The sequence below is a fragment of the Streptomyces sp. NPDC024698 genome, assembly GCF_055559015.1.
This window is the reverse complement of record NZ_JBVHLK010000001.1, coordinates 269,871-288,405: the sequence shown is the minus strand read 5'-3', so window position 1 is coordinate 288,405 and position 18,535 is coordinate 269,871. Positions and strand designations below refer to the sequence as shown.

At 72.1% G+C, this 18,535-nt stretch carries 16 protein-coding genes; 8 read left to right on the top strand and 8 right to left on the bottom strand.

The genetic code is table 11. The annotated features are described in order from the left end of the window. The first annotated feature begins 62 nt into the window (after positions 1 to 62). The 3 genes from ACZ4AA_RS01255 to ACZ4AA_RS01245 are packed head-to-tail and all read left to right on the top strand — an operon-like array spanning position 63 to position 3,375. Positions 63 to 1,529, top strand: coding sequence for a glycosyltransferase family 4 protein (locus ACZ4AA_RS01255; protein ID WP_467593359.1), 1,467 nt, complete (start codon positions 63 to 65; stop codon positions 1,527 to 1,529). Then, positions 1,523 to 2,296, top strand: coding sequence for a class I SAM-dependent methyltransferase (locus ACZ4AA_RS01250; protein WP_467593357.1), 774 nt, complete (start codon positions 1,523 to 1,525; stop codon positions 2,294 to 2,296). Before ACZ4AA_RS01255 ends, ACZ4AA_RS01250 begins: the two co-directional genes overlap by 7 nt. Next, positions 2,293 to 3,375 (top strand): prenyltransferase/squalene oxidase repeat-containing protein, encoded by a 1,083-nt coding sequence (locus ACZ4AA_RS01245; RefSeq protein WP_467593354.1) that lies wholly within the window; start codon positions 2,293 to 2,295, stop codon positions 3,373 to 3,375. Before ACZ4AA_RS01250 ends, ACZ4AA_RS01245 begins: the two co-directional genes overlap by 4 nt. 76 nt (positions 3,376 to 3,451) lie before the next feature. On the opposite strand, the gene ACZ4AA_RS01240 is transcribed toward ACZ4AA_RS01245, so the two are convergent. Next, positions 3,452 to 3,745, bottom strand: coding sequence for a hypothetical protein (locus tag ACZ4AA_RS01240; RefSeq protein ID WP_467593352.1), 294 nt, complete (start codon positions 3,743 to 3,745; stop codon positions 3,452 to 3,454). A 209-nt stretch (positions 3,746 to 3,954) separates the two neighbouring features. Here ACZ4AA_RS01240 and ACZ4AA_RS01235 point away from each other — a divergent pair, with 209 nt between their 5' ends. Then, a complete protein-coding gene (locus ACZ4AA_RS01235; protein ID WP_467593350.1) occupies positions 3,955 to 4,518 on the top strand; it encodes a hypothetical protein in 564 nt (187 codons plus the stop codon). Between the two features lie 31 nt (positions 4,519 to 4,549). Here the strand turns inward: ACZ4AA_RS01235 and ACZ4AA_RS01230 are convergent, their stop codons facing one another. The 5 genes from ACZ4AA_RS01230 to ACZ4AA_RS01210 all read right to left on the bottom strand — a co-directional run bounded on the left by ACZ4AA_RS01230 (position 4,550) and on the right by ACZ4AA_RS01210 (position 10,224). Continuing rightward, complete coding sequence (locus ACZ4AA_RS01230; protein ID WP_467593347.1) at positions 4,550 to 5,560, bottom strand: LLM class F420-dependent oxidoreductase; 1,011 nt, start codon at positions 5,558 to 5,560, stop codon at positions 4,550 to 4,552. A gap of 113 nt (positions 5,561 to 5,673) precedes the next feature. Next, positions 5,674 to 6,450, bottom strand: a complete 777-nt coding sequence (locus ACZ4AA_RS01225) for a hypothetical protein (protein WP_467593345.1) — start codon at positions 6,448 to 6,450, stop codon at positions 5,674 to 5,676. 206 nt (positions 6,451 to 6,656) lie between these two features. Continuing rightward, on the bottom strand, positions 6,657 to 7,637 hold the full coding sequence (locus ACZ4AA_RS01220; protein WP_467593343.1) for an N-acetylmuramoyl-L-alanine amidase: 981 nt from the start codon (positions 7,635 to 7,637) through the stop codon (positions 6,657 to 6,659). A gap of 10 nt (positions 7,638 to 7,647) precedes the next feature. Continuing rightward, positions 7,648 to 8,310: a class I SAM-dependent methyltransferase gene (locus tag ACZ4AA_RS01215; protein WP_467593340.1), complete on the bottom strand. Its 663-nt coding sequence runs from the start codon at positions 8,308 to 8,310 to the stop codon at positions 7,648 to 7,650. A gap of 168 nt (positions 8,311 to 8,478) precedes the next feature. Then, positions 8,479 to 10,224, bottom strand: a complete 1,746-nt coding sequence (locus ACZ4AA_RS01210; protein ID WP_467593338.1) for an MFS transporter — start codon at positions 10,222 to 10,224, stop codon at positions 8,479 to 8,481. Between the two features lie 352 nt (positions 10,225 to 10,576). Between ACZ4AA_RS01210 and ACZ4AA_RS01205 the strand changes: the two genes are divergently transcribed. The 4 genes from ACZ4AA_RS01205 to ACZ4AA_RS01190 all read left to right on the top strand — a co-directional run bounded on the left by ACZ4AA_RS01205 (position 10,577) and on the right by ACZ4AA_RS01190 (position 16,410). Continuing rightward, positions 10,577 to 12,781, top strand: coding sequence for an acyl-CoA dehydrogenase (locus ACZ4AA_RS01205; protein WP_467593335.1), 2,205 nt, complete (start codon positions 10,577 to 10,579; stop codon positions 12,779 to 12,781). Between the two features lie 7 nt (positions 12,782 to 12,788). Then, the gene (locus ACZ4AA_RS01200; RefSeq protein WP_467593332.1) at positions 12,789 to 13,979 is read left to right on the top strand and encodes a lipid-transfer protein; all 1,191 of its coding nucleotides are present in this window, start codon (positions 12,789 to 12,791) and stop codon (positions 13,977 to 13,979) included. A gap of 64 nt (positions 13,980 to 14,043) precedes the next feature. Further along, positions 14,044 to 15,471, top strand: coding sequence for an MFS transporter (locus ACZ4AA_RS01195; RefSeq protein ID WP_467593329.1), 1,428 nt, complete (start codon positions 14,044 to 14,046; stop codon positions 15,469 to 15,471). A 96-nt stretch (positions 15,472 to 15,567) separates the two neighbouring features. Continuing rightward, positions 15,568 to 16,410 (top strand): hypothetical protein, encoded by an 843-nt coding sequence (locus ACZ4AA_RS01190; RefSeq protein ID WP_467593327.1) that lies wholly within the window; start codon positions 15,568 to 15,570, stop codon positions 16,408 to 16,410. An 82-nt stretch (positions 16,411 to 16,492) separates the two neighbouring features. Here the strand turns inward: ACZ4AA_RS01190 and ACZ4AA_RS01185 are convergent, their stop codons facing one another. Together ACZ4AA_RS01185 and ACZ4AA_RS01180 are read right to left on the bottom strand one after the other, a co-directional pair. Continuing rightward, on the bottom strand, positions 16,493 to 17,125 hold the full coding sequence (locus ACZ4AA_RS01185) for a response regulator (RefSeq protein ID WP_467595075.1): 633 nt from the start codon (positions 17,123 to 17,125) through the stop codon (positions 16,493 to 16,495). A 148-nt stretch (positions 17,126 to 17,273) separates the two neighbouring features. Next, complete coding sequence (locus ACZ4AA_RS01180; RefSeq protein WP_467593324.1) at positions 17,274 to 18,524, bottom strand: sensor histidine kinase; 1,251 nt, start codon at positions 18,522 to 18,524, stop codon at positions 17,274 to 17,276. Between the last annotated feature and the right edge of the window lie 11 nt (positions 18,525 to 18,535).

The window sequence follows — 18,535 nt, the reverse complement described above, 5'->3', positions numbered from 1 at the left end:
TTGTTCTAGATTAGCGTCCCGGCGTAATCTCGCGGGAAATCGCAGGGAGAAGGGGACCGGAAGTGACCGCTGAGGCCATGGAGGCGGCCCCCGGGAAGGGCGCGGCAGCCGACGGGGAACAACCCCTGCGCATCGCGCTCCTGACCTACAAGGGAAACCCGTTCTGCGGCGGCCAGGGTGTCTACGTACGGCATCTCTCGCGCGAACTCGCCCGCCTCGGGCACCGGGTCGAGGTCATCGGTTCCCAGCCCTACCCCGTCCTGGACGAGGGCCTGCCCGGTCTGAGCCTCACCGAGCTGCCCAGCCTCGACCTCTACCGCCAGCCCGACCCCTTCCGCACCCCCGCGCGGGACGAGTACCGGGACTGGATCGACGCCCTCGAGGTCGGCACGATGTGGACCGGCGGCTTCCCCGAGCCGCTGACCTTCTCGCTGCGCGCCCGCCGTCACCTGCGCGCCCGGCGCGGCGAGTTCGACGTCGTCCACGACAACCAGACCCTCGGCTACGGCCTCCTCGGCGACGTCGGCGCCCCGCTGGTGACCACCATCCACCACCCCATCACCGTCGACCGGCAGCTTGAACTGGACGCCGCCGAGGGCTGGCAGCGCCGCGCCTCGGTCCGCCGGTGGTACGCCTTCACCCGCATGCAGAAGCGCGTCGCGCGCCGGCTGCCGTCCGTCCTCACCGTCTCCGGCACCTCCCGCCAGGAGATCGTCGACCATCTGCGGGTCGAGCAGGACCGCATCCACGTCGTCCACATCGGCGCGGACACCGACCTCTTCTCGCCGGATCCGTCCGTGCCCCAGGTGCCCGGCCGCATCGTCACCACGTCCAGCGCCGATGTGCCGCTCAAGGGCCTGGTGTTCCTCGTCGAGGCGCTCGCGAAGCTGCGGACCGAACACCCGGCCGCGCACCTCGTCGTCGTCGGCAGGCGCGCCGAGGACGGGCCGGTCGCCCAGGCCATCGAGCGGTACGGCCTCGACGGCGCCGTCGAGTTCGTCAAGGGCATCTCCGACGCCGAGCTCGTCGACCTCGTCCGCTCGGCCGAGGTCGCCTGCGTGCCCTCCCTGTACGAGGGGTTCTCGCTGCCCGCCGCCGAGGCGATGGCCACCGGGACACCGCTGGTGGCCACCACCGGCGGAGCGATCCCGGAGGTCGCGGGACCCGACGGCGAGACCTGCCTCGCCGTACCGCCGGGCGACCCGGGAGCGCTCGCGGCCGCCCTCGGCAGGCTCCTCGGCGACCCCGCGCTGCGGGCACGGCTCGGCTCGGCCGGACGCGAGCGCGTCCTCGCCCGCTTCACCTGGGCCAAGGCGGCGGAGGGCACGGTGGCCCACTACCGTGCGGCGATGGCCCTGTCCGCGTCCCGGCTCCGCCCCCGCGCCACCGCGGGCACCGACGGGCGCGGCGGCGTACCGGACGCCGGTACCCCGGCGACCCCGGGACCCGACCGCTCCGAGGCCGCGGAAGACATCCCCGCCGCCGATGAACTAGTTGCAGCCAACCGCGAAAGCAGGGCCACGTGCTGACCGTCGACTTCTCCCGGTTCCCGCTCGCCCCCGGCGACCGCGTCCTGGACCTCGGATGCGGTGCCGGCCGGCACGCCTTCGAGTGCTACCGGCGGGGAGCCCAGGTCGTAGCCCTCGACCAGAACGCCGACGAGATCCGCGAGGTCGCGAAGTGGTTCGCGGCGATGAAGGAGGCCGGGGAAGCGCCCGCGGGGGCCACCGCGACGGCCATGGAGGGCGACGCGCTCGCACTGCCCTTCCCCGACGAGTCCTTCGACGTCGTGATCATCTCCGAGGTCATGGAGCACATCCCGGACGACAAGGGCGTCCTCGCCGAGATGGTCCGCGTGCTCAAGCCGGGCGGACGCATCGCCATCACCGTGCCGCGCTACGGCCCGGAGAAGGTCTGCTGGGCGCTGTCCGACGCCTACCACGAGGTCGAGGGCGGCCACATCCGCATCTACAAGGCGGACGAACTGCTCGGGAAGATCCGCGAGGCCGGCCTGCGCCCCTACGGCTCGCACCACGCGCACGCGCTGCACTCGCCGTACTGGTGGCTGAAGTGCGCGTTCGGCGTCGACAACGACAAGGCGCTGCCCGTGCGGGCGTACCACAAGCTGCTGGTCTGGGACATCATGAAGAAGCCGCTGGCCACCCGGGTGGTCGAGCAGGCCCTGAACCCGGTGATCGGCAAGAGCTTCGTGGCGTACGCGACCAAGCCGCACCTGCCGACGCTCGCCACCGCGGCCGACTCCGCGAAGGCCGCTTCCGAGGCGGACGCCACGTGACCACTCCCCGGCGGACAGAACACCTCGTCCTGCCCGGGGTCCTCACCGCCGAGGAGGCCGCCGCCACCGTGCGCGGGATCCTCGCGGTGCAGCGCCCCGACGGAGCCATCCCGTGGTTCCGCGGCCACCACCTCGACCCGTGGGACCACACCGAGGCCGCCATGGCGCTCGACGCGGCGGGCGAGCACGAGGCCGCCGAGCGGGCCTACGAGTGGCTGGCACGGCATCAGAACGAGGACGGTTCCTGGTACGCGGCCTACGCGGACGGGGACTTCGAGGACGTCACCGACCGCGGACGCGAGACCAACTTCTGCGCGTACATCGCGGTCGGCGTCTGGCACCACTACCTCGCGACCGGCGACGACCTGTTCCTGGACCGCATGTGGCCCGCCGTCTACGCGGCCATGGAGTTCGTGCTGCGGCTCCAGCAGCCCGGCGGACAGATCGGCTGGAAGCGCGAGGACGACGGACGGGCGGTCGAGGACGCGTTGCTGACCGGGAGTTCCTCGGTCCATCACGCGCTGCGCTGCGCGCTGGCCATCGCCGAGCAGCGCGAGGAGCCGCAGCCCGACTGGGAGCTGGCGGTCGGCGCGCTGCGGCACGCGATCCGGCTCCACCCGGAGCGGTTCCTCGACAAGGACCGCTACTCGATGGACTGGTACTACCCGGTGCTCGGGGGCGCGTTGACGGCCGCCGAGGCCAAGTCCCGTATTGAAGAGGGCTGGGACCGTTTCGTGGTGCCCGGTCTCGGGGTGCGCTGTGTGGTGCCCAACCCGTGGGTGACCGGCGGCGAGTCGGCCGAACTCGCCCTGGCGCTCTGGGCGGTGGGCGAGTCCGACCGGGCCCTGGAGATCCTTCAGTCCATCCAGCACCTGCGTGACCCGAAGTCCGGTCTGTACTGGACGGGCTATGTCTTCGAGGACCGGGCCGTCTGGCCCGAGGAGCTCACCAGCTGGACGGCGGGCTCCCTGCTGCTCGCGGTCGCCGCGCTGGGCGGCGACGAGGCCACCTGCGCGGTCTTCAGCGGCGAGCGTCTGCCCGTCGGCCTGGACCCCGACTGCTGCACGCCCACGCGCTGAAGGTCCGGACGGCCCTGGGCTCCAGGACCGTCCGGACGCTTCGCACCCGCCGTGCGCTTCTGGCCGTCGGTGCCGGTCAGTGGCGGTGCATACGGTTGGCCACCGCGTGGCCGATGAACAGGTAGACGACGGCGGCGAGACCGTAGCCGGCGACGACACGCGCCCACGCCTTGTCGAAGGTGAACAGATCACGTGACCAGCCGGCGAGCCAGCTGGCGGTGCTGTGGATGAACTGCACGAGGTCGTTGCCACGATTGGCGTCGAGCAGATACATCAGGATCCAGAGACCGAGGATGACGGCCATGACGTCCGCAATGATCGCGATGACCGTCCCCGCCTGATTCGAGCCGTTGCGATATCTAGGGGACATGCCAAGCGGATTGCCCGTCGATCCTGGATGAAACCCGAACGGTTCCCGCCGTGTGCGCGGCCGGCCGCGCACGGATGGGAACCCGTTCGGGGCCGGCCGGGTGGCACGGCAGCCCGGCCCGGGTGAGGCTGCCGGGGAGAGCCGTGTTCGCCCGCGGGACGGGGGAGCCGGCCGACCGGGGAGAACCGTCCCCTCATCCGGAGGATCCCGTGCCCGTACCCGTACGGCGCCTGATCGTGGCGCTGACTCTCTCCTGTGTCCTGATCGGCGGCGCCACGGCCTGTGGCAGCGGTGGATCGGGCCAGGACACCGCCGCCGTGGCGCAGATGGCCGCGACTCCCACGCCGACCACGTCGGCCGAGAAGCAGAAGTTCGCCAAGACCCGCTTCGTGGCGAACGCGGGGCTCGCCGCGGGCGCGACCTACCAGTGGATCGTCAAGCCCTGGAAGGCCGGCAAGTTCAAGAAGGGCGCCAAGGGCCGCAAGTTCGCCCTGGTCAAGGCCGGGCTCGCCGGCGTCTTCGCGTACAACCGCCTCAAGGCCGCCTCGAAGAACGCCCAGGGGGACCCCGCGCTGTCCAAGGCCGTCGCCCCGCTCGCGGCGGGCATCGCCGCGCTCAAGGACCTGCCCGCCAAGCTGCGCAAGGGCGACTCCACGGACTCCGTCGTGAACTCCTTCGACGATGTCATCAACCAGGTGAAGGCGGCCGGGAAGAGCGCGGGTGCCGAGGTCAAGGACAAGGTGCCGTCGGCGTCCCAGCTCAGCGGCGGCTAGGCCGGTCCTTGCGGCAACGGCCGGACTCCTCCTAGGAGTTCAGCTCGGCCAGTACGCGCAGGGTGTGGGGGTCCGGGGACAGGACCAGCAGGTCGGTCACCGGGCCCTTGCGCCACGACTCCAGCCGCTCGGCGATGCGTTCACGCGGCCCGACGAGGGAGATCTCGTCCGCGAAGGCGTCGGGGACGGCCAGCACGGCCTCCTCCCTGCGCCCTTCCAGGAACAGCCGCTGGATCAGGCGGGCCTCCTCCTCGAAGCCCATCCGGGCCATCAGGTCGGCATGGAAGTTGCGGGCCGCGTGCCCCATCCCGCCGATGTAGAAGCCGAGCATCATCTTGACCGGCAGCAGCCCTTCCGCCACGTCGTCACAGACCCGCGCACGGGCCATCGGCGCGACGAGGAACCCCTCGGGCAGGTCGGCGAGCGAGGCCTCGTACGCCTGCGGACGGGTCGGCGACCAGTACAGCGGCAGCCAGCCGTCCGCGATCCGGGTCGTCTGCGCGATGTTCTTCGGCCCCTCGGCGCCGAGCAGCAGCGGCAGTTCGGCCCGCAGCGGGTGCGTGATCGGTTTCAGCGCCTTGCCGAGACCCGTGCCGTCGGGACCGCGGTAGGGGTGGGAGTGGAAGCGCCCGTCCAGCTCGACCGGCCCCTCGCGCCTGAGGACCTGGCGTACGACGTCGACGTACTCCCGGGTCGCGGTCAGCGGCGACTTCGGGAACGGCCTTCCGTACCAGCCCTCGACGACCTGGGGCCCCGACAGACCGAGGCCGAGCATCATGCGCCCGCCCGAGAGATGGTCGAGGGTGAGCGCGTGCATCGCGGTGGCGGTGGGGGTACGGGCGGCCATCTGCGCCACGGCCGTGCCGAGTCGGATGCGGCTCGTCCGCGCGGCGATCCAGGTGAGCGGGGTGAACGCGTCCGAACCCCAGGACTCCGCGGTCCACACCGAGTCGTAGCCGAGCCGCTCCGCCTCGACGGCGAGCGGCACATGGTCCGCCGAGGGACCGCGACCCCAGTAGCCGAGCGCGAGACCGAGCCTCATGTCGCCTCCAGAGCCAGTACTCTGACGACCCGTCAGGTACGGGATGCTGCGACTGTACGACAACGGCCCCCCGCCGGAAAGGGCGAGGGGCCGTCGCGCGAGCGAAGGGCGGATCAGCCGCGCTGGATCCCCGAGGTGTCCTGAAGCACACCGCGACGACCGTCCTGCGTCTGCGCCACGATGGTCGCACCGCGCTGCTCGACGGCCAGGTACCAGGTGCCCGGCGCCAGTTCGGCGATGGGCGACTGCGCGCCGTCCTCCGAGAACAGTGGCCGCGCGACCGGGACGGCGAACCAGAACGGCGAGAAGTCCTGGGCCGGGGTCTGCGTCTGCGGCGCCGACGGCTGGCTCGGCTGTCCGCCGAACGACGGCGCGGGCTGCGAGGGCTGGCCGCCGAAGGGCTGCTGACCGGGCTGGCCGGGCTGACCGGGCTGCGAGGCGCCCGGGTAGCCGTAACCACCCTGCGGCTGACCGCCGTAGGGCTGCGGGGAGATCTGGCCCGGGGCACCCATGAGGGCGGCCTGAAGGGCGGGAACGAGCGGCGTCGCGACGGCCGCGCCGGCCAGCACGAGGGCCGCGATGAAGCCGAGGATGAGACCGGCGGCGGCGCTGGCGTTGTTCCCCACGTCCACGAGCGACCAGAACAGGGTCCACGCGACGAGGACCGTGAAGGCCACACCGACCGTGCCCAGGTCGAGTCCGAGCACCTTGCGCGGCTGCGGCAGGCACCGGTTGACCACGATCAGCGCGGCGCCGATGATCCCGCCCATGTAGATGCCGAGGCCTTCGCCGAGGTTGTCCCAGGCGTTCACGTCCAGGTTGAACCCGGAATAGGAGTAGAGGTGCAGGAACGACGCGATGAACAGCAACACCGCTGCTCCGATCACCACGCCGTCGCCTCGAGTGAGGGAGCGGATATTCACTTCAGGTCCTTCGTCAGTCGTCTCGTCGTCGGTGAGGCATCGCTGTGCGCCGTGTCGCCGACATGGTGCCGTTGTCGGGACTCGGTGTGAAGCGCGGGGGGTAGCCCTTTATCGTACGGACGGACACTATCGCCCGGACGATCAGGGTGTCGCCGGGTTGGATCCGTAGATCACTACCCGTGCAGGAAACCAACGATTCCTTCAGAGATCCCCCGTGCCGCTTTCTCTCGCCACGCGCCACTGGTGAGCAGCGCAGCGTCCTTCGTATCGCGCATGTTGCCGCACTCGATGAACACCTTGGGAACCGTTGACAGATTGAGACCGCCGAGATCCTTACGGACCACCAGTCCGGTTCCGTCACCGACGTAGTTGGAGGGCGCGCTGCCCGTCTCGCGGACGAACAGGCCGGCGATGTGCTCGCCGAGGTCGCGGGAGGCGGCGACGATCGGGCGGGTGTCGGCGGCGCCCGCGTGCACCGACGCCGGGAGGATCACATGGAAGCCGCGGTTGCCGGCCGCCGATCCGTCGGCGTGGATGGAGACGACGGCGTCCGCGTGCGCCACGTTGCCGATATGGGCCCGCTCGTCGATGCAGGGGCCGAAGGAGCGGTCGCCGTCCTGGGTCAACTTGACCGTGGCGCCCTCCTTTTCGAGGATCGTCCGCATCCGGTTCGCGACGTCGAGGGTGAACCGGGCTTCCGTGTAACCCGCGTTGGTCGACGTTCCGGTGGTGTCGCACTCCTTCCAGTTCGTCCCGATGTTCACCTTGCGGTTGATCTCGGACGTGTGCTGGAAGTTGTTCGGGTTGTGCCCCGGGTCGATGACGATGACCTTGCCCTTGAGTGAGCCGGAGCCGGAGCCGGGGACGGCGGGCGCCGAGGAGGAGGACGCCGGGGCCGAGGGCGTACCCGGCTTGGCGTCGTCCGTGGCGGAGGCGGACGGACGCGAGGAGGAGGAGTCGGCGGAGCGGGGTGCGGAGGACGAGGACGCGGGAACGGCCCGGTCGGAGCCGCCCCCCGAGTCGTCTCCCACGGCCTGCCATACCAGCCAGCCGGCCAGCGCGCCGGGCACGAGCGCGGCGAGCGCGACGGTGAGCGGACCGCGCCGGAAGCGGCGCGGCTGGGGCGGATCGAAGTCTGGGCCTACGTACGACACGTCAGCGACTCTAACCGTGTGCCCGGATCCCTGTGCCGGTTCGCCGCAGGACGCGCAGTGAGCCGGTGACCGCCGTCTCGGTGAACTCGCCCGATTCCAGGGCCCGGAGGTAGACGCGGTAGGGAGCCTGACCGGTGAACTCGTCCACGGGGTCGGGGAACACGTCGTGGATGACCAGGAGGCCGCCCTCGGCGACGTGCGGGGCCCAGCCCTCGTAGTCCCCGTTCGCGTGTTCGTCGGTGTGGCCGCCGTCGATGAAGACGAGGCCGAGGGGCGTGCCCCAGAAGGCGGCGATCTGCGGCGAACGGCCGACCAGCGCGACCACGTGGTCCTCCAGGCCGGCCCGGTGCAGGGTGCGGCGGAAGGTGGGGAGCGTGTCCATCAGGCCGATCTCCGGATCGACCGTGGACGGGTCGTGGTACTCCCAGCCGGGCTGCTGTTCCTCGCTGCCCCGGTGGTGGTCGACCGTGATCGCGGTCACCCCGGCCGCGCGGGCCGCGTCGGCGAGCAGGATCGTGGAACGGCCGCAGTAGGTGCCGACCTCCAGGAGCGGCAGCCCGAGTCGTCCGGCCTCGACGGCGGCCTCGTGCAGCGCGAGCCCCTCGTCGAGCGGCATGAACCCCTTCGCGGCCTCGAAGGCGGCGAGGATCTCGGGCTTGGGTGCCGCGGGCATGGGGTTCCTCCAACGGTGCGGACAACGGGTACGCGGAGCATCGTGCACCACACCCCCGCCGCGTGGGCGGCGGGGGTGTCGATGATCACGGTGAGTGAAGGATCACCTGGGGCGCGCGGGCCGGTGTCGGTGCGGGTGAAGGTGCCGATGTGGCTACCGGTGCCGGTGTCACGCCGTGACGTCGGCGTTCTCGCCCGGGAGCGAGAGGTCGAGGGCGACCGGTCGGTCGTCGCCGGCGTGCGTGGCCGACGAGGCGAGCGGGCCGTGGCCCGCGGCCCGCGCGGCGAGCACGTACGGGCCCTGGTCCGGCACGGCGAGCGCGTAGCTGCCGTCCTCGGCGGAGTGGGTGGCACCCGCCTGCCGGCCGTGCCGGTCGATCAGGGTGACCTTGGCGCGGGCGACCGGGCCGCCGCCGGCGTCCAGGACCCGGCCGTGGAAGCCGCCGAGCACCTCGTGCGCGCGCTCGAGCGCCGCGTCCTCCTCGCTGCTGGCGACCAGCGAGGGCTTGGTGGCGGGGCGGCGGCCCGGCAGCAGGAAGGCCATGACCAGACCGGCCGCGACGGCACCCGTGGCGATCATGAAGGAGACCCGGAAGCCGTGCATGGTCGGGACCGCGGCCCCGCCGACGTGGTGTGCCGTGTTGGCGAGCACCATGCCGACGACGGCGCTCGACACCGACGTGCCGATGGAACGCATCAGGGTGTTCAGGCCGTTGGCCGCGCCCGTCTCCGAGGCCGGGACGGAGCCGATGATCAGGGCGGGCAGCGAGGAGTAGGCGAGGCCGATGCCCGCGCCGAGGATCACCGCGATGACCAGCGACTGCCAGGCGGCGCTCATCAGGCCGAGGCCGGCGCCGTAGCCGATCCCGATGATGATCATGCCGATGATCAGGGTGACCTTCGGGCCGTACTTCGCGGACAGACGGGCGTACACGGGCGCCGTGACCATCATCGTCAGGCCGAGCGGCATGACGAGCAGACCCGCGCTCACCATCGACTGGCCGAGTCCGTAGCCGGTGGACTTCGGGAGCTGGAGCAGCTGCGGCAGGACCAGCGAGACGACGTAGAACGAGACGCCGACCATGATCGAGGCGAGGTTGGTGAAGAGGACCGCGGGGCGGGCCGTGGTGCGCAGGTCGACCAGCGGAGCCTTCAGGCGCAGCTCCATCGCGCCCCACAGCAGGAGCACGACGACGGACGCGCCGAAAAGGCCGAGCGTGGTCGGGTCGGTCCAGCCCCAGTCGCTGCCCTTGGTGATCGGCAGCAGGAGGAGCACGAGCCCGGCGGACAGACCCGCCGCGCCCAGCACGTCGAAGGTGCCCTCGGCGCGCATCGGGGACTCCGGCACGACGAGGAGGGTCAAGGCGATGGAGAGGACGCCGAGACCGGCGGCGCCGTAGAAGAGGGCGTGCCAGTTCGCGTGCTGGGCGACGAGGGCCGCGGCGGGCAGCGCGAGTCCGCCGCCGACGCCGATCGAGGAGCTCATCAGGGCCATCGCGGAGCCGAGCTTCTCGCGGGGCAGCATGTCGCGCATCAGGCCGATGCCCAGCGGGATCGCGCCCATCGCGAAGCCTTGGAGGCTCCGGCCGACGATCATCGGGACCAGGGTGCTGCTCAGCGCGCTGAGCAGGGCGCCGCCCACCATCACGCTCAGGCTGGCGAGCAGCATGCGCCGCTTGCCGTAGAGGTCGCCGAGGCGGCCCATGATCGGAGTGGCCACGGCGCCCGAGAGCAGGGTCGAGGTCAGGACCCAGGTGGCGTTGCTGGGCGCGGTGTCCAGGAGCGTCGGCAGGTCCTTGATGACCGGGACGAGCAGGGTCTGCATGACCGCGACAACGATGCCCGCGAAGGCGAGCACCGGCACGGTCGCGCCGCCCGGCCTCCGCACGGGGCTGGCGGTCGTCGTGTGCGTCATTGCGGGGGCCTCCAGGCCGTAGAAAAGCGAGCTCTCGGGAGAGCGGGGGTGAGGGGTGGTCCGTGCGGATGCGGGACGGTCGGTCGGTGATCCAGGGGGACACGGGGACGTCGGTCGGCTGATCCACGCAGGTACGTGCAGGAGGAACCCGGTGCGCCTGGGCAACTATTCCGATGCTTCGGCGTACTAACGAATTCTTGACCGATCCATGGGTATCTGACCTGTCGTCAGAATGAAACGTGTTCTAGTCTGACGCGGATCCACGCAGCTCGGGTCGTCGCGCGTCCACGCACCGCGGATCGTCGTGGATCGGCGCGCCCTGAGCCTTTGGGGAACCGTCGGGGAGGCATGCATGGGCATCGCGGTCACGCCGGAACAACAGGAGCTCGCCGAGGTCGTACGCGGCTGGACCGCCCGCGCCGTGCCGGCCGGGGAGGTCCGCAAACTCCTGGACTCCCCGGGGGCCGGCCGGCCCCCGTTCTGGGACGCGCTCGCCGCGCAGGGGCTGCTCGCCGTGCATCTTCCGGAGAGCTGTGGCGGTGGCGGCGGGGACCTCGTGGACCTCGCCGTCGTCGTGGAGGAGGCCGCGCGGGCCGCGCTGCCGGGACCGTTCGCCGCGAACGTCCTGGCGTCGGCGGTGCTGGCGGCGGAAAGCGTGGATGAACAGGGTGAATCGGATGATGTCGTACGGCATCCGGCGCGCGCGGAGCTCGTACGGGCCCTCGGGTGCGGGGAGCGCATCGGCGCCGTCGCGTTCGGCTCCGGCTCCCTGAAGGCCCGGGCGGTGGACGGCGGGTACGTGCTGGACGGGACGGCGCCGCCCGTGCTCTCCGGCGCCGACGCGGACGTCCTCGTCCTGGCGGTGGCGAGCGAGGAGGGAGCCGCTCCCGGTGGCACCCTCTGGTGTGTGGTGGACGCCGCCGATCTGGCCGTGCGGGCGCACGAGAGCGCCGATCCGACCCGGGCGACCGCCGAGGTCGAAGCGCGGGGGGTACGGGTTCCCGCCGGCCGCGTTCTCGCGGTCGGCCCCTCACTGGTCCGGGACCTCGCCGCCGTCGTCCTCGCCGCGGACGCCTGCGGCACCGCCGCCTGGTCGCTGGACACCGCCGCCGCGCACGCCAGGGTCCGCGAGCAGTTCGGCCGCCCCATCGGACACTTCCAGGGCGTCAAACACCTCTGCGCCGACATGCTGCTGCGGCTGGAACAGGCACGGGCGCTCACCTGGGACGCGGCACGCGCCGCGCAGGAACCGCCCGGGGTACGGGAGCTGGCGGCCTCGCTCGCCGCCGGCACCGCCCTCGAAGCCGCCTGCTCCTGCGCCAAGGACTGCGTCCAGATCCTCGGCGGCATCGGGTTCACCTGGGAGCACGACGCCCATCTGTATCTGCGCCGAGCCCTGGTGGCACGGCAGCTGCTCGGGGCCGGGAGCGGACATCTGCGGCGGGCGGTACGCCTCGCGCGGGACGGCGTACGACGGGAACTGCGCCTGGAACTGCCGCCGGAGGCCGCCGGACACCGGGCCGGGGCCCGTGCGCCGATCGACCGGGCGCGCGGACTCGGCCCGGCGGACGCCCGCCGGGCCCTGGCGCCCACCGGGTACGCCGCCCCGCATCTGCCCCCGCCGTACGGCCTCGGCGCCGGCCCCGTCCAACAGCTCGCCGTGCAACAGGAGTTGACCGCGGCCGGAGTACGGATCAGCGATCTGGGGATCGCCACCTGGGTCGTCCCCTCCCTCATCGCGCACGGGACCCCCGGGCAACTGGAGCGCTATCTGCCGCCCACCCTGCGCGGCGACCTCCTGTGGTGCCAGCTCTTCTCGGAACCCGGCGCCGGATCCGACCTCGCCTCGCTGCGCACCCGCGCCGAGCGAACGGCCGACGGGCGGTGGCGGATCAACGGACAGAAGGTGTGGACGAGCGCGGCGCAGTGGGCCGACCACGGGATCCTCCTCGCCCGGACCGACCCGGACGCGCCCAAGCACAAGGGACTCACCTACTTCGTCGTCGACATGAAGAACACCGAGGGCATCGACATCCGCCCCCTGAAGGAGATCACCGGCGACTCCCTGTTCAACGAGGTCTGGTTCGACGACGCGCTGCTGCCCGCGGACGCGGTGGTCGGCGAGGTCGACGACGGCTGGCGGGTCGCCCGCACCACGCTCGGCAACGAACGCGTCCACATGGCCGACCAGTTGACCTTCGACACCGGTCTGGAGGCACTGATACCCGCCGATGTCGACGGCGCCCGGCTGGGAGCGCTGCTGGCCGAGGCCCACGCCCTGGCGTGCATCACCCTGCGCACCACCCTGCGCCAGGTCTCCGGCGTCGAACCCGGGGCGGGTGCCTCCGTCCGCAAACTCGCGCAGACCGCGCACCAGCAGCGGGTCGCCGAACTCGCCCTCGAACTCCTCGGCCCCGAGGGCGCGTTGTGCGAGGGCCGGGGGAAGCGGGCCGTGCACGGATTCCTGCTCTCCCGGTGCCTGACCATCGCGGGCGGCACCACCCAGGTCCAGCTCAACGTCGTCGCCGAGCGCCTGCTCGGCCTGCCACGGGACTAGGAGCATCATGAAGACGTACGTCGTCGGTGTCGGCATGACCCGTTTCGAGAAGCCCGAGACCCGGGACTGGCAGTACTGGGACATGGTCCGGGAGGCCGGGACCGCCGCCCTCGCCGACGCCGGGATCCCTTACACGGACGTGGAACAGGTCCCGGTCGGCCACTGCTTCCAGCCGTCCACCGCCGGCCAGCGCGCCGCCTACGAACTCGGCCTGACCGGCGTGCCCGTGTACAACGTCAACAACAACTGCGCGACGGGAGCGAGCGCGCTGATGCTGGCCCGGCAGTTCGTTCAGGGCGGTGTCAGCGACTGCGTGCTCGCGCTGGGCTTCGAGAAGATGAAGCGGGGATCGCTCGGATCGGGCGCCGACGGCGGGGACTTCGCGACCTCGCCCGTCGCCCGGCACTACGGGGTCATGGCCGCCCGGCACGGCTTCGAGATGTCCCCGCCCACCGCGCAGATCTTCGGCGACGCGGCCCGCGAGCACATGGAGCGGTACGGCACGACCGAGGCCCAGCTCGCCGCCGTCGGCGCCAAGAACCACCGCCACTCCGCGAACAACCCGTACGCCCAGTTCCAGGACGTCTACTCGGTCGACGAGATCCTCGCCGCGAAGGCCGTGCACCGGCCGCTGACCCGGCTCCAGTGCTCGCCCACCTCGGACGGGGCCGCCGCGGCCGTCGTCGTGTCCGAACGGTTCGCCGAGCGGCACGGGCTGGAGGATCGGGCGGTCGAGATCGTCGCCCAGGCGATGACCACCGACACCGAGGAGTCCTTCGCCTCCGGCTCCTGCATCGACGTCGTCGGCCTGCCGATGTCGCGGGAGGCCGCGCGCCGGGTCTACGAGCGTTCAGGGCTCGGCATCGAGGACGTGGACGTCGTGGAGCTCCACGACTGCTTCTCCGTCAACGAACTGCTGACCTACGAGGCGCTCGGCATGTGCGCCGAGGGCGCGTCCGGCGCGCTGGTCGAGTCGGGGGCGACGACGTACGGCGGGCGCTGGGTGGTGAACCCCTCCGGCGGGCTGATCTCCAAGGGGCATCCGCTCGGAGCGACCGGCATCGCCCAAGTCGCCGAACTTGTGTGGCAGTTGAGAGGCCAGGCCGAGGCGCGACAGGTTCCGGGCGCGCGGGTCGCTCTGGCCCACAACATCGGGCTCGGCGGCGCCGCGGTGGTCACACTCCTGCGCAGGACCTAGGTCCGGCGGCGTAACCCCGGCTGCGCCGAAATCCTGATGCAAGGACCGTAAGCGGGTTGAGAGCATGACGGTCATGCTCCGAGCCGCTGAAGACACCCGGATATCCGCCCGTACCGCCCCGCCCACCTGGCTGGTGATCGCGCTCGCGTGTGCCGGGCAGTTCCTGGTCGTCCTGGACGTGTCCGTCGTCAACGTGGCCCTCCCGTCCATGCGGGCCGACCTCGGACTGAGCGCCCCCGGACTCCAGTGGGTGGTGAACGCCTACTCGATCGCCTTCGCCGGATTCATGCTGCTCGGCGGACGGGCCGGCGACCTCTACGGACGCAAGCGGATGTTCCTGGTGGGCCTCGCGCTCTTCACGCTCGCCTCGGCCGCCGGCGGCCTCGCCCAGGAAGGCACCCAACTGCTCCTCGCGCGCGCCGCGCAGGGCCTGGGGGCCGCGGTGCTCGCGCCCTCGACCCTGACGATCCTGACGTCGGCCGTCCCCGAGGGCGCCGCACGCGCCCGGGCCATCGCGACCTGGACCGCCGTGGGCGCAGGCGGAGGCGCGGCGGGCGGACTCGTCGGCGGACTCCTGGTCGACGGCCTGTCGTGGCGCTGGGTGCTGCTCATCAACGTGCCCGTCGGAGCGATCGTGCTGGCCGTCGCGGCCCGCCGGCTCACCGAGAGCCGGGCCGGGGACGGGCGGCGCCTCGACCTGCCGGGAGCCCTCCTGGTCACGGCGGGCCTCGCGACCCTGGCGTACGGGATCGTGCAGACGGAGGCCGGGGGCTGGACCGCGGCGGCGACGCTCGTGCCGCTCTGCGCGGGAGTCGCGCTCATCGGGGCCTTCCTGGCCGTCGAGGCGTGGACCGCGGCGCCGCTGATGCCGCTGAAACTGCTGCGGTTGCGGTCGGTGTCCTCGGCGAACGCGGCCATGTTCGTCTCCGGCTCCGCGATGTTCTGCATGTGGTTCTTCATGACGCTGTACGCGCAGAACGTGCTCGACTACTCGCCGCTCGGCGCGGGCCTCGCCCTGGTGCCGAGCTCCCTCGCCGTGGTCGTCGGCTCGAAGTCGGCGCCCCGTCTGATGCCGGTCGTCGGGGCGCGCAACGTGGCGGTCCTCGGTACGCTCCTGGCCGCGGCCGGCTTCGGCTGGCAGTCGACCATGACGGCGGACAGCCCGTACCTCACGGCCATCATGCTGCCCGGCATCCTGATGATGGCCGGCGCCGGTCTGGCCGCGACACCACTGGCCGCGGTCGCGACCTCGGGCGCGGTGCCGGAGGACGCCGGGCTGGTGTCGGGCCTGGTCAACACCTCGCGGGTGATGGGCGGTTCGCTGGGACTCGCGATCATGTCCACGATCGCGGCGACCCGCACCGGCGCCGACGTCTCCGGAGAGGCACTGACCGCCGGGTACGCCCTGGCGTTCCGGGTCAGCGGTGTGATGCTGCTGGCCGGTGCGATGATGATGCTCCTGTGGCTGCCGCGGAGAATCTCCCGGCCCTGAGGCAACGGAATCCGGTGCCCGCGGACTCCTTGGGATGGCGAAACTGCGGGCCGTACCTGGCCTGGCGGACACGGTGACGCAGGGAGGGCGGAAGCGATGAGCGCGAACCGGGAGACGCATCACGACATGGCGACGGACACGGACATCGCCTTCCTGCCGGCCCAGGCGGCGGACGAGGTCGAGATCGGCACGGCCCCCTACCAGGCGGTCCTGCGCGGCGGACGGCGCCGCAGGACGCGCCGCTGGGCGATGTCGGCAGCCGCGGCCCTGGTGATCGCCGGGTCCGCGGGGGCGCTCGCACTGGCGGGGGGTACGGGCGACGAAGGCAGGCGGGCCGTGCCTTCCGTCACCAGGCCGTCGACGCCGGAGCAGCGGCATGTGTACCGGCCGCAGGTGACCAACGTGGCGCGCGGGACCGATCACGGCAAGGAGTGGGGGGTGCAGGTCATGGTGTGGGGGGCACCGAAGAACGAGACGGAGGCGCGATTTCAGTGGACCCGGCTGGATGCATACGGGCTCTCCCCGGCGGGAGCCCGCGCCCCCTCGGGCCTCGTCGGCAAGGGCCAGGTCTTCGTCCGCCTGATCGTGGGCTACGGCATGAACACGGTGCTGAGCGGAACGGTGGAGAACGGCGACGCACTCTCGGGCAACGACATCGAAGCCGCCTCGATGGCGTTGCAGTCCGAACGGCCCGGTGAGTCCGCCGCGTCTCAGCGGCTCGTGATCGGCAAGGTCGCCCCGACCGCCCGGGAGGTCACCTGCACCTGGGACGACGGCACGACGGTCAAAGCCAGGCAAGCCGCCCCGGGGACCGGTCTCGGCACGCACTTCGAGGATCTGATCCGCCCGGTGGACGGCTCTCGGCCGAACTGGTTCGCGTGCCTGGCCCCGGAGGGCAAGCACTACGCGTCGGGGACGGCGAAGGTGACGGGGCAGTAGCGGGGGTGGACGGGGAACGACCAGGCCGTGGCCGCCGCCGGACCCGGCGGCGGCCACGGCCTGCGTACCGGGCGAACGGGCCCTACAGCCAACCCTGTTGGCGGGCCTCCCGCATCGCCTCCATGCGGTTGCGGGTGCCCGTCTTGCCGATGGCCGAGGACAGGTAGTTGCGGACGGTCGACTCGGACAGGTGCAGCTTGCCGGCGATGTCGGCGACGGTGGCGCCGTCCACGGAGGCCTTCAGGACGTCGCACTCGCGGGCCGTGAGCGGACTGGGCCCGGCGCTCAGCGCGGCGGCGGCGAGCGCCGGATCGATCACGGTCTCCCCGGTCAGCACCCGCCGGATCGCCTCGGCCAGTTCCTCCACCGGCCCGTCCTTGACCAGGAACCCGGCGGCGCCCGCCTCCATGGCCCGCCGCAGATAGCCGGGGCGGCCGAAGGTGGTGAGGATCAGCACCCGGCAGTCGGGGGCCTGGTCCCGCAGTTCGGCGGCGGCGTCCAGCCCGCTCATCCCCGGCAACTCGATGTCCAGCAGGGCCACATCGGGCCGTCCGGTCAGCACCGCGTCCACGATCTCGTCCCCCGCGGACACCTGCGCGACCACCTCGATGTCCGGCTCCATCCCGAGCAGCAGGGCGAGCGCCCCGCGCATCATCATCTGGTCCTCGGCGAGCAGGACGCGGACGGACTTGGCGGGCCGGTGGTCCCGGGGCATCTCGTTCACGCGGCCAAGCGTAAGGCGAGGGCGGCGTCCGGCCGCCCGCACCGCGCGCCTTCGCGGTTCGGACAGGACGCCACGAGGGTGTGGTCGTGCCGAACCCCCGGGCGCCCGCGGGCGGCCGACGCCCCTCATGAGGCGCGGTTCACCTCGACGCCTCGGTCAAATCCACCGCCTCCACCGGGAGTTCGGCCCGTACCTCGAAACCGCCGCGCGGGGTCCGGCCCGCCCGCAGGGAGCCGCCCGCCGTCGCGAGGCGCTCGGTGAGCCCCTTGAGGCCCGTGCCGCCCACGCCCGGCTCGGGCTCCACCGGGGAGGCGTCGGTGCCGTTGTCCGAGACCGTCAGCCTCACGAGGTCCGCGGTGCCGTCCACGGTGATCTCGCAACGTGTCGCGTCGCTGTGGCGCACCACGTTGGTGACGGCCTCGCGCAGCACCCAGCCCAGCAGGGCCTCCGTCTGCGGGACCAGCGGCGGCCCCGACTGCCGTACGACCGGCTCCACCCGTGCCGCGGACAGCGCCGAGCGGGCACCGTCCAGCTCCGTGGCGAGACTGCCCTCGCGATAGCCGGTGACCGCCTCGCGGATCTCCGTCAGCGCCTGCCGGCCGACCGACTCGATGTCCGTGATCTGGACGAGGGCCGCGTCCAGATCGCGGGGAGCCAGCCGGCGGGCCGCCTCCGACTTCACCACGATGACGGAGAGCGTGTGCCCGAGCAGGTCGTGCAGGTCCCGGGAGAAGCGCATCCGCTCCTTCTCCACCGCCCGGCGCGCCAACTCCTCCCGGGCCGCGCGCAGTTCGCGCACCGCCTCGGCGAGGGAGAGGATCGCGGCCGTCACCATCGTGGACAGGAACGTGCCGTAGGCGACGTTCACCGCGTCCCAGCCCGCCCGGACGACGGAGACCGCCGCCGCGAGCGCCGTCAGACCGAACCCGATCTTCCCGAGCCAGGGCCCGCGCACCACCGCCCCGGTGGCCAGCCCGAGCAGGGGGAAGAAGTACAGCCAGCTTCCTCCGTACCCGAGGGCCAGCGCGCAGGTGATCACGCCCATCATCACGAGCGCGACCCGGGTGGAGCGCGCCTCCCGCGTCGCCTTCACGAACGCCCGGAACGTCACGTAGATGTACAGGGAGTTGAAGGCCAGCAGGCCCAGCCCGCCGACCCAGGGCTGCGGGGTCGTGCCCTGGAGGAGATTGGAGAAGGCGCCCATCCCCAGCAGCAGCCACGGCAGCAGCGCGAAGCCGGTCGGCGGCGGGCCCGGGTTCTCGGGCATCGCACCGCCGCTCCTGCGCGCGGCCCGCTGCTCGGCCTTGAAGCGCTCCATGTCGGCCTTCCAGCGCCGACGTTCGGCCCGCAGCACGCGGATCCGGCAGCGGATGCCTTCCATCCTGAGCATGTCCCGCTCCC

Excerpts from the sequence above, each read along its gene's own strand:
- ACZ4AA_RS01240 (WP_467593352.1), bottom strand. The coding sequence starts at position 3,745 with ATGTCCCCTAGATATCGCAACGGCTCGAATCAGGCGGGGACGGTCATC.
- ACZ4AA_RS01230 (WP_467593347.1), bottom strand. The coding sequence starts at position 5,560 with ATGAGGCTCGGTCTCGCGCTCGGCTACTGGGGTCGCGGTCCCTCGGCG.
- ACZ4AA_RS01215 (WP_467593340.1), bottom strand. The coding sequence starts at position 8,310 with ATGCCCGCGGCACCCAAGCCCGAGATCCTCGCCGCCTTCGAGGCCGCG.
- ACZ4AA_RS01210 (WP_467593338.1), bottom strand. The coding sequence starts at position 10,224 with ATGACGCACACGACGACCGCCAGCCCCGTGCGGAGGCCGGGCGGCGCG.
- ACZ4AA_RS01205 (WP_467593335.1), top strand. The coding sequence starts at position 10,577 with ATGGGCATCGCGGTCACGCCGGAACAACAGGAGCTCGCCGAGGTCGTA.
- ACZ4AA_RS01200 (WP_467593332.1), top strand. The coding sequence starts at position 12,789 with ATGAAGACGTACGTCGTCGGTGTCGGCATGACCCGTTTCGAGAAGCCC.
- ACZ4AA_RS01195 (WP_467593329.1), top strand. The coding sequence starts at position 14,044 with ATGACGGTCATGCTCCGAGCCGCTGAAGACACCCGGATATCCGCCCGT.
- ACZ4AA_RS01190 (WP_467593327.1), top strand. The coding sequence starts at position 15,568 with ATGAGCGCGAACCGGGAGACGCATCACGACATGGCGACGGACACGGAC.
- ACZ4AA_RS01185 (WP_467595075.1), bottom strand. The coding sequence starts at position 17,125 with ATGCCCCGGGACCACCGGCCCGCCAAGTCCGTCCGCGTCCTGCTCGCC.
- ACZ4AA_RS01180 (WP_467593324.1), bottom strand. The coding sequence starts at position 18,524 with ATGCTCAGGATGGAAGGCATCCGCTGCCGGATCCGCGTGCTGCGGGCC.